A 10,294-nucleotide genomic window follows, 5' to 3' on the forward strand; every position below is an offset into this window, starting at 1 on the left:
GCACCGCCCAGGTTACAAGCCTGAAGCAGCTCGCCATGCTCTGATCGTTGTCGGGCCAAGCTTCTACAGCGCCGCTATACCGCGAGGCGTCGAAGCACTGAGGGCTTAAAGCGCGCCTGCCGACAGGTAGAGCTTTGCTGAGATCGGCCAGCTCTTACGTTCTCAGCGCTTCGACGCCTCGCGGTATAGCGGGAGCGTTGAACCATGGGCGAGCAACTTTCGATCTGGCGATGGACGTTCAGGCTTTTACTTTACCCATGCCAAGAGCCTTTTAGGCCATTTCTTTGGGTTACTTTTCTTTGGGCCAGCAAAGAAAAGTGACTCGGTCGCTTGCGACCGAAAGCGCCGCAGGCAATGCAACATCCAGCGACATGCAGCCACCGTGCGACGACGAAAAACGGGGCCGTCGGGGGCTTGCCCCCAACCTACGGCACTACGATCGTCTCCTTATGCAACACCTTGTCCCCGCCCACGACAAAACTCAATTGATAACTGCCCGGCCGCAAATAAAGATAGCCCGTGGGCACGCCTTGCGTGCTGCTGTACGCCGCCAAGCCCGAGATGGAAACCGTCATCGGCGGCAAGTCCAGCAGCATGCGGTCGGCGGGAATCGCATCCGGCCCTTCGTTGCTGTAACGCGCCTCGACCAGGCAGGCGTAATGGCCATGGCAGCCATCCGCGCTTACCAGGTGCGGGTGGCGTAGGCCGCCCAGGGTCAGCCACGTGGGCCGTTCGCGTTCCAGTTGCTCCGGCGGAAAGAATACGGTGACGTCGTAAGCGGAGCGCAGCGACCACGGCTTGCCTTTTGCATCGACGAATACGATCGGTGCAGCCGGCTGCAACTGCTTCATTTCCGCCGTGTAATAGGGATGGTCGTTCTGGCTCGACGGGTGCGGGTACATCGCGGTCTGGTCGACGGCAAGCATCGACGCGCTGGTGAGCTTGTACAGATGCTCGGCCATCGATTCGCCACCCAGATAACTACCCGATTTCACGATGTGGTCGTAACCGGCGTTGATGACCATCCGCGCGTTGGGATCGTGCTTGAACACGCTCTCGTAAAGATGGTGCGCCTGCTCGGCCTCGCGTTCATCGGCGGTCGTGGTATTGGAGGTGGCTTCATAGGCAATCACCTTGAAACCGAGCTTCAGCGCCGTGCGTACCATTTCGCCGTAAACCGGCTCCTGGGTGTAGAAGCCGCTGTCGACGACGGGGTAGCCGCGAGTTTGCAAACTGGTGTCGCTTTGCGAAAGCGTTTCGGCGGCGAAGTAGTGGAAGCCTTGGGCGTACAGGCGGCTTAGCAGCGGTACGGTAAGGCTGCGTGTAAGCGCGACGTTGTGCGCCTCGTTAAGCAATACGATCTGATAGTCCTTGGCGAGATCGGGAATGGCATTCAGGGCGGGGCGAGCGGTATAGCCATTTTCCGGCGGCGGCGGGTTGTCGCCCGGCTGCGCCGGTTGCGCAATGGAAAAACTCTTCATGGCCAACGGATAGTCGCCGAGAAAGCTCAGGTACCAGCCGATGTATTGCCCGAAGATCAGGCGGAAGGCAGGCGAATCATCGCCGGCATAGGCCTGGCGCATGCTCATGTACTGGCTCAGCAGGCCTTTGTGGTGGCCAGCCTCCGCCATGATCCGGTCGGCCTTTGTCTCGGCGGCGGTCTGCTGTGCCCGCCATTCGGCCGCCGATTGCGCGTTGACGGCCGCGGAGGCGCAGGCAAGCCATATCCCACATCCGAAGGCGGTGCTGCGGTGTATCGTCATGGCCTCGATTCACCTCTGCAATGGTTCGCATGCGATCTTGCATTGGCCTGCGCCCAGAACCCAATAGCCATTTCCCGCCGGCGCGACACGGCCATTTTGCTCTCACTCGCAAGCTACCGTGCATGCATGGCTTTTGGCTATGCCATGCCTGGAGCTTTGTGTATTCCGATCGCCAACGTGCGTAACCGATAATCGCCGCCTTTCTCTGGTTTTGCAGGAGTCCGCCCATGAAATCCCGTGCCGCCGTCGCCTTTGCCCCTGGCAAGCCGCTGGAAATCGTCGAAATCGATGTCGCCCCGCCCAAGGCCGGCGAAGTGCTGGTCAAGATCACCCACACGGGTGTTTGCCATACGGATGCCTTTACGCTTTCCGGCGAGGATCCCGAGGGTGTGTTCCCGGCGGTGCTGGGTCATGAAGGCGGGGGCATCGTGGTGGAAGTGGGCGAGGGCGTCAGCAGCCTGCAGCCCGGCGACCACGTCATTCCGCTCTACACGGCCGAATGCGGCAAGTGCAAGTTTTGCCTGTCCGGCAAGACCAACCTGTGTCAGGCGGTGCGCGCCACGCAGGGCAAGGGCCTGATGCCGGACGGCACCACGCGCTTCTCGTATCGGGGCCAGCCCATCTATCACTACATGGGTACCAGCACGTTCAGCGAATACACCGTGGTGCCCGAAATCTCGCTGGCGAAGATCGACATGCAGGCGCCGTTGGACAAGGTGTGCCTGCTTGGTTGCGGCGTCACTACCGGCATCGGTGCCGTACACAACACAGCCAAGGTGGAGGCGGGCGCGACGGTGGCGGTTTTCGGCCTGGGCGGCATCGGCCTGGCGGTGATCCAGGGGGCGGTGCAGGCCAGGGCGGCGCGCATCATCGGCGTGGACCTCAATCCCGACAAGTTCGCGCTGGCGCGCGAGCTGGGCGCGACCGATTGCGTCAATCCCAAGGATCACGACCAGCCGGTGCAGGAAGTGATCGTGGCGATGACCGATGGCGGCGTGGATTACAGCTTCGAATGCATCGGCAACGTGGATGTGATGCGAGCTGCGCTGGAGTGCTGCCATAAAGGCTGGGGCGAGAGCATCATCATCGGCGTGGCCGGCGCCGGCAAGGAAATCCGCACCCGTCCGTTCCAACTGGTGACGGGCCGCGTCTGGCGCGGCAGCGCATTCGGCGGCGTCAAAGGGCGCAGCCAATTGCCCGGTATGGTGCAGCAGGCCATGCGAGGGGAAATCAGGCTTGATCCGTTCATCACGCATCGCCTGCCGTTGGAACAGATCAACCAGGCATTCGATCTGATGCACGAAGGCAAGTCGATCCGTACCGTCATTCACTTCTGAGGGTGGGCGACATGGAGCGCATCGAACGACACGCCTGTTTCGGCGGCTGGCAAGAGATCCATCGCCATCGCTCGAAGGCGGTGGACGGCGAAATGCGTTTCGCCATCTATCTGCCGCCGCAGGCCGAAGCGCAGCGGGTACCCGTGCTGTACTGGCTGTCCGGGCTTACCTGCACCGAGCAGAATTTCATCACCAAGGCGGGCGCGCAGGGTTACGCCGCCGAGCAAGGCATTGCGATAGTGACGTGCGATACCAGCCCGCGTGGCGAAAACGTCGCGAACGACGCAGCCTATGACCTGGGGCAGGGTGCAGGCTTCTACGTCAACGCCACAGTGGCGCCGTGGTCACGGCATTACCGCATGTACGATTACGTGGTGGACGAATTGCCGGCGCTGATCGAGCAGCACTTTCCGGTCACCCACAAGCGCGCCATCAGCGGCCACTCCATGGGCGGCCATGGCGCGCTGACCATTGCGTTGAAGAATCCCGGGCGCTATTGCAGCGTTTCGGCATTTTCGCCGATCGTGGCGCCGGCACGCGTACCCTGGGGCGAAAAGGCGTTCAGCACTTATCTGGGCAGCGACCGCGAAACCTGGCGCGCTCACGACGCCACTGACCTGGTGAAGACCGCCGAAGAAAAGTTGCTGCTGCTGATCGATCAGGGCGATGCGGACGAATTCCTGTCCACCCAGCTGCAACCGGAACTATTGCAGGCGGCGGCCGCGGCGGCGGGACATCCATTGGAGTTGCGCATGCGAGCGGGGTATGACCACAGCTATTACTTCGTGGCCAGCTTCATTGGGGAGCATCTGGCTTATCACGCGAAGGCGTTGCATGCATAGGCTGGGATGACAATCCCAGCTTTCTCTGCCGCTTTCTGATGCCGGGATTAACATCCCAGTCTACGCGCCTACACGAAATCTTCACGTAGTGGCGCGGTATTTCATGACTCAGAAGCCGTTTGGACAAGCTTTCACGGATGTATGCTATGGCCCGCGACCCGGAGGGGAGAGCAGCGCGAGGTGCCAGGGTCGTATCCGTTTGAGCGTTCCAGCTGGTCAAAGTCCACTGTCGTACCGCGCTCATGAACCAAAACGATCCGATTGCCCCGTCAACGAGCAAGCCCGCTGCTTCTCTCCTGAAACGCGTGGCAGCCATGCAAACCGCGAGTCTTTGCGCCGCGGCGCTGGTTGCTTTGCTGATTCTGCTTGCGTGGATATTCAGGGATCTGCGTCCAGGCTATCCCCACGGCTGGTATCTGATGAAATTCGATACGGCAGCCGGGCTTCTGCTGAGTGCAGCCGGCCTTGCGCTGCTGTCGGCCCGGCAGGCGCCATCGCGACTATGGTGCGCACGCGTGCTGTCGCTGCTGATACTGCTGCTGGCTGTTACGCCTCTGTATGAGCACCTGAGCGGACGCTCTACCGGCTTCGATACGCTGTTCGTGACTGATCCGACCAGCGACAAGCCAGGATTGATGGCCACCCAGACAGCGGTCTATCTGCTGCTGATGGCGCTGAGCCTGCTGGTCGCCACACTGCCGTATCGGCTATCCGGTACGACGGTGGTCGTGCTTGTCATGCTACTCGTCTTGCATACGTTGATCATATTTTCCGGTTACTGTTTTGATGTGGTGCAGTTGTTCGGGCAGAGCATGTCCACCCGTACGTCGCCGCATACCTTGCTGTGCATGCTGCTGTTGGTGATTGCCCTGATCGGCTGGCGCACGCAACTGGGTTATTTCTCGGTGCTGGCGGGATCGGGGCTTGGCAGCCGGCTGGCGCGCAAGATACTGCCTTTGGTGCTGCTGCTGCCGTTCGCGCTGATGCTGTGCAGTACTGCCATGGTGCGCGCCGGCTGGCTTACGCTGCAGGTGGCGGTGGGGCTGACCATCGCGGTGATGGCGGCGGCGCTGGCCGCGCTCGTTGCCATGATGGGGCGGCGCATCAATCATCTGGAACGGGGGCTACACGAGCTGTCACTGAACGACGAACTGACCGGCGTACTCAATTTCCGCGGCTTCGAATGGCTCGGCGAGCAATCGTTCCGCGAGGCGCAGAGCAGCCATTCCGTGCTGACGCTGCTGGTGTTCCGGGTCGAAGGCGTCAACGAAATCGGTGAGACCTATGGTCATGAGGCAAGCTCGCATTTGATCCAGGACATGGCGCGCATGTTGCGAGAGAGCTTCGAGCCGGCGGACATCATCGCTCGCACCGGGAACGATGAATTCGTGGTGATCACCAAGGACGAGAACACCGGTGGAGTGATTGCACTGATGCGTATCGGCGAAGCGATCGAAGCGTTGAATGCCGCCGGGGGCTCCTACAAGGCGCACTTCAGCGTGGGTGAGGCGACCAGCGACCCCGATGCCGAAGAAACGTTTCATGACCTGATCGAAAAAGCCGGCCTGCGGCGCCGGGAGCGCTGGCGTGTCGAGCACGTTTTCTCGGGCGAGGGAGAAAGGACTTCCGCTGCAGCATCGCGTTCACCGCCTGCGCAACCCTCGCTCCACGATGCTTCTTCGTGAGTAGTCTCTGTGCGCGTGCACTACACTGCGGTTCTCGCCAAGACAGGATCGGGGGATGGCCATGAAGTTCGAGGGCGGATGCTATTGCGGTGCGCTGCGCTATGTGGCGGACGGTGAGCCGGTACTGAAAGGGGAGTGCTATTGCCGCGAATGCCAGTACATCAGCGGTGGTGCCCCGCAGCTGTTTTTGGCCATGCCGGCCGGCACCTTCCACTATACGCAGGGAACCGCCAAAACCTATTCGCGCAGCGACCTTGAACATCCGGTCACGCGCGAATTTTGCCCGGAATGCGGCACTCATCTGGTTACTCGGCGCCCGGATATGCCGCTAGTGATCCTGAAAGTGGGCACGCTGGATGAGCCCTCGCTGTTCGGCGGCCCGCAGGTGGCGATCTACACCTGCGACAAGCAAATCTTTCACCACATGGCCGAAGCCGTGCCGGCGTACGAGAAGATGCCGGTACAGTGATCGCGCAGACCGGGGATGCAATCGTAGGCTGGGATGCCAATCTCAGCTGGGGCTGTCCGCAGGAAGAGCTGGGATTGTCATCCCAGCCTACGATCGGCGTGGCATGAAGTACGCCATCTCCGAGTTCCCCATGCCCACGTGCCGTTCTGGCTCGCCCCCTATGTTGCGCCGCATGGGCCAAAGGTCAACTTACCCCCATTGACCGCCATCGCTACCATGCCCGGGTTCCCATCGGATAGGTCACAACGCCATGCGAAGCCGCGCGATCGCAGTAGTTACGCATCTTAAGCGGTGCACCTTTGCATTAGCCATCGCCCTTTTGCTTGGGCTTACGGCCACTGCCCAAGCCGATGACGAAGCCGCCCGCTGGCACCGGGAGGCGCAGGCTGTCACCATCACCCGCGACGACTGGGGCCTTGCCCACGTGCACGGCAAGACCGATGCCGATGCCGTGTTCGGCATGGCCTACGCGCAGGCCGAGGACGATTTCAACCGCGTCGAAACGAATTACCTGAACTCGCTGGGTCGCCTGGCTGAAGCCGAAGGCGAATCGGCCATCTGGAGCGATCTGCGCCAGCGGCTGTTCATCGATTCGGCGCAACTGCAAAGCCAATACGCTCATAGTCCGGCTTGGCTGAAGGCGCTTATGGATGCCTGGGCCGACGGCTTGAACGATTACCTGGCCACGCATCCGGATGTACGCCCGCGTGCGATCAAGCACTTCGAGCCGTGGATGGCACTGAGCTTCAGCGAAGGCAGCATCGGTGGCGATATCGAACGCGTGTCGCTCGAGCAGTTGCAGGCGTTTTACGGCCGCGCCGGCGAGGCGGTCGCCCTGGCCGAATCCCCTTCGAGCTGGGCTGAGCCTTCCGGTTCCAACGGTATCGCCATTGCTCCTAAGCTCACAGTCGATGGCCATGCCCTGCTGCTGATCAATCCGCATACCTCGTTCTACTTCCGCTCCGAATTGCAGATGACCAGCGATGCGGGTCTGGACGCCTACGGCGCTGTCACCTGGGGCCAGTTCTTCATCTACCAGGGCTTCAATCGGCATATCGGCTGGATGCACACCTCCACCACGGCCGATGCCGTGGACGAGTTCGCCGAAACCATCGAGCACAAGGACGGCAAGCTGTTCTACCGCCATGGCGGCGACTTGCATCCGATATCCATGCGCACCATCGACGTGCCCTATCGCAAGAGCGACGGCTCGTTGGCCGAGCGGAGATTCACCGTCTACGCTACGCAGCATGGCCCGATAGTGCGCGAGCAAGACGGTAAATGGATCGCCGTCGCGCTGATGAACAAGCCACTGCCAGCCCTCGAACAGAGTTGGTTGCGAACCAAGGCGAGCGATTACGCCAGCTACATGAAGGTGGCCGAGCTGAAGGCCAATTCGTCGAACAACACGCTCTTTGCGGACGACAAGGGCGAGATCGCCTATCTGCACCCGCAATTCATGCCCAGGCGCAATGATCGTTTCGACTACACCAAGCCGGTCGACGGCAGCGATCCGGCCACCGACTGGCAGGGCCTGCATGCGCTGGATGAATTGCCGCGCCTGTTCAATCCGCCCAATGGCTGGATCATGAACACCAACGACTGGCCGTATTCCGCTGCGGGACCCTACAGCCCGAAACGCGAAGACTATCCGCGCTACATGGATACCGTCGGCGAAAACCCCCGCGGCGTGCACGCCACGATGCTGCTGACCGGCAAGCAGGGTTTGAGCATGGAATCTTTGCTTACGCTCGCGTTTGATTCCTATCTGCCGGAGTTTGCGCGCCAGATTCCGATTCTCGTGCACGACTACGACGCGCTGCCGGCCGCTGACCCGCTCAAGCGGAAACTGGCCGGCCAGATCGGCATGCTGCGCAACTGGGACTACCGCTGGGGCATTGCCTCCATGCCCACTACGCTCGCGGTGTTCTGGGGGGATGCGCTGTGGAACAAGATGGACAAGGCCGATAATGCCGAAGGCCTGTCGATGTACGACCGCATGGCGGAGAAGGCAGGTGCACAAGCGCGGCTGCAAGCCCTTTCCGATGCTTCCGACCGCTTGCTGCAGGACTTCGGCAGCTGGGGTATTCCCTGGGGTGAAGTGAACCGCTTCCAGCGCGTCAACGATGACATCGCCCCGCACTTCGACGAAAGCAAACCGAGCATACCCGTGCCATTCACCTCATCGCGCTGGGGCTCACTTGCTTCCTTCGGCGCCCATCGCTGGCCGGGCACCAAGCGCTATTACGGCACCAGCGGCAACAGCTTCGTGGCGGTCGTGGAATTCGGCGACAAGGTACATGCCCGCGCCGTGACCGCCGGCGGTGAAAGCGGTCATCCGGATTCGCCGCACTTCAATGACGAAGCCGAGCGCTATGCCACCGGGAATCTGCGCCAGGTATATTTCTGGCCGGAGGAGTTGAAAGGGCACGTGGAGAAGATCTACCACCCACAATGATGGCAAGCGGCAGCATTGCGCCAGCCGCGCTTACCTGTAGAAACAGCGTGCGCTTGGTCACGATGCCTTCGGAGCGATGGTAGAAGCGAAGACACAACGTTTCGAGGGTACGCGCCTAGCGCGGAAGTGAACCTGACGCCGTCTTGGACACCGTTTTGAATGAATCAAGGTCCGCGAAGCGACGAAGAAATACGCTCAATCGGGATGACCGATCAACGAGGAGGACTGGTCGCGCAGCTAGCCACTAAGTCCAGTAAACAGTACTGTTGTCCACAAACAGCCGCCTCGCGTGGCCGTCTTTACCCCGGGTCAGTTTTGAATCGGCACGGTGGGTCAGTTTTAAGTCGGCACCAACACCCCCTGTTTGTAGAGGATTTCGTACCTAACGGACATTGGTGGGACACTCCGTTTATATCGACACCAGTTTACTGATGAATGGGAATCAGTGGCTTTTCACTCCACGGGATACCATGGTTTTCGAATAACATTTCTATTTCCTCGACGAATGCAGGAACTAGGACATCTACATTCTTTCCTGGATGCCACCCAGCCGCCCGGGATATCGCGGCACACTCAAAGAAATGGGTTGCAGCATTCCTTAGCCCAACCTCATCCTTGACGTAAGCCTTCGGATAATATGCAGGCGTTTCTTCGAGAACCGCCAGATTGTTGCGTGCTATGGTCTCTGCAGCATCGGCATTCAATAGACCGTAATGGGCAATACGCAGGCGGCAATAATCGGTATCGACAAAATAGGTATCGAACCAATGACCAGGATCACCAGGGAGATCAAAAGGATTTATTTTTGCCAACGTTTCAGTAAAGGATTTGATGTCGGGAAGGCCAATGGCTCGCAACCACTCATCCGTTGGTCCTACGCAAATTAATCCGCTAACCAAGCAACGATAAATCATGTCTATCGTGAATTGCCATTGTCCCACAGTTTCATTCAAAGCCCGATTGGGGCTATCGCCCGACAACCCTATGGCCGACACGTCATCAATTGACATGATCACGAGGTTTCGCTGCAACCATGCTGCGACATCTGGACTTAGCGTCATGGGTTACTGCCTATGATGGTTTTTCCCGTTTTTGGAAATTTCAATTTTAGTTGGCTCTTACCGCCGTTCACTGTCTGAATTGTTGCGTTTTTAATCTCCACTGTCGCAGTAGTCGCTTCCGTCGCAGAACTTGCAAAGCCAGCAGGACGATAGGTTACATAACTTCCATCGCTTGCCTTTCCAACCCAGCAATCTGCGCACCGCTTGCCTGCTATGGTCATTCCATCTTGGATCAATGCGTCGCCTGATGGCTTAGCGCCGCCAAAGAGTTCGGTAGCAAACTCTTTCGCTGCAGCATCAGGATCAGCCGTTGCAGGCATTTCCCTAGGCGTGCCTGGACCACCAATCGATGTGCCGGGTAGCTTTCCTGCTTTCAAATCGCCAACAGCGTCTTGGGCCGTTCTACCGGCTAAGCCATCTCCTGCGATGTTGTCCGGCAGCAGATGATCAGGCGTTCCTACCTCTTGCTCGGCCGACTTTAGCGCATCCCCGGCCACGCTCGCCGACTGTCCAGCAACTTTCCCCTCCTTGATCCCCGCCCGGATCACCATCGCGGCCTTGCCCACGGTGTAATGACCCAGCAGTTTCTGCACAGGTCAGGCCGCTAAAGCATAGGCCTCGTCGGGTGTTTTCATGCCGAGCGCCTGGTGAGGGCGCCGATGGTTGTAGAACTGAATCC

The 10,294-nt window shown here is 59.9% G+C and carries 9 protein-coding genes; 5 read left to right on the forward strand and 4 right to left on the reverse strand.

From position 1 onward, the window contains the following. Positions 1 to 425: 425 nt before the first annotated feature. A complete protein-coding gene (locus EKH80_RS18565) occupies positions 426 to 1,763 on the reverse strand; it encodes a hypothetical protein (protein ID WP_126686284.1) in 1,338 nt (445 codons plus the stop codon). Positions 1,764 to 1,990: 227 nt separating this feature from the next. Here EKH80_RS18565 and EKH80_RS18570 point away from each other — a divergent pair, with 227 nt between their 5' ends. From EKH80_RS18570 to EKH80_RS18590, 5 genes are all read left to right on the forward strand, one after another. Beyond that, on the forward strand, positions 1,991 to 3,100 hold the full coding sequence (locus EKH80_RS18570; RefSeq protein ID WP_126686285.1) for an S-(hydroxymethyl)glutathione dehydrogenase/class III alcohol dehydrogenase: 1,110 nt from the start codon (positions 1,991 to 1,993) through the stop codon (positions 3,098 to 3,100). 11 nt (positions 3,101 to 3,111) lie between these two features. Continuing rightward, positions 3,112 to 3,942, forward strand: a complete 831-nt coding sequence (gene fghA / locus EKH80_RS18575; protein WP_126686286.1) for an S-formylglutathione hydrolase — start codon at positions 3,112 to 3,114, stop codon at positions 3,940 to 3,942. Between the two features lie 314 nt (positions 3,943 to 4,256). Next, positions 4,257 to 5,627: a GGDEF domain-containing protein gene (locus tag EKH80_RS18580; RefSeq protein WP_158628881.1), complete on the forward strand. Its 1,371-nt coding sequence runs from the start codon at positions 4,257 to 4,259 to the stop codon at positions 5,625 to 5,627. 55 nt (positions 5,628 to 5,682) lie between these two features. Continuing rightward, positions 5,683 to 6,096: a GFA family protein gene (locus EKH80_RS18585; protein WP_230473803.1), complete on the forward strand. Its 414-nt coding sequence runs from the start codon at positions 5,683 to 5,685 to the stop codon at positions 6,094 to 6,096. A gap of 250 nt (positions 6,097 to 6,346) precedes the next feature. Beyond that, positions 6,347 to 8,554: a penicillin acylase family protein gene (locus EKH80_RS18590; protein ID WP_126686288.1), complete on the forward strand. Its 2,208-nt coding sequence runs from the start codon at positions 6,347 to 6,349 to the stop codon at positions 8,552 to 8,554. A 425-nt stretch (positions 8,555 to 8,979) separates the two neighbouring features. Here EKH80_RS18590 and EKH80_RS18595 read toward each other — a convergent pair whose 3' ends face one another. The 3 genes from EKH80_RS18595 to EKH80_RS24350 are packed head-to-tail and all read right to left on the reverse strand — an operon-like array spanning position 8,980 to position 10,292. Next, positions 8,980 to 9,615: a hypothetical protein gene (locus EKH80_RS18595; protein WP_126686289.1), complete on the reverse strand. Its 636-nt coding sequence runs from the start codon at positions 9,613 to 9,615 to the stop codon at positions 8,980 to 8,982. Beyond that, the gene (locus tag EKH80_RS18600; protein ID WP_126686290.1) at positions 9,612 to 10,208 is read right to left on the reverse strand and encodes a hypothetical protein; all 597 of its coding nucleotides are present in this window, start codon (positions 10,206 to 10,208) and stop codon (positions 9,612 to 9,614) included. The genes EKH80_RS18595 and EKH80_RS18600 overlap by 4 nt, the downstream gene beginning before the upstream one ends. A 3-nt stretch (positions 10,209 to 10,211) precedes the next feature. Further along, on the reverse strand, positions 10,212 to 10,292 hold the full coding sequence (locus EKH80_RS24350) for an integrase core domain-containing protein (protein ID WP_268991921.1): 81 nt from the start codon (positions 10,290 to 10,292) through the stop codon (positions 10,212 to 10,214). Positions 10,293 to 10,294 lie beyond the last annotated feature (2 nt).

The sequence above is a fragment of the Dyella choica genome, from assembly GCF_003977665.1.
Classification (GTDB): Bacteria; Pseudomonadota; Gammaproteobacteria; order Xanthomonadales; family Rhodanobacteraceae; genus Dyella_B; species Dyella_B choica.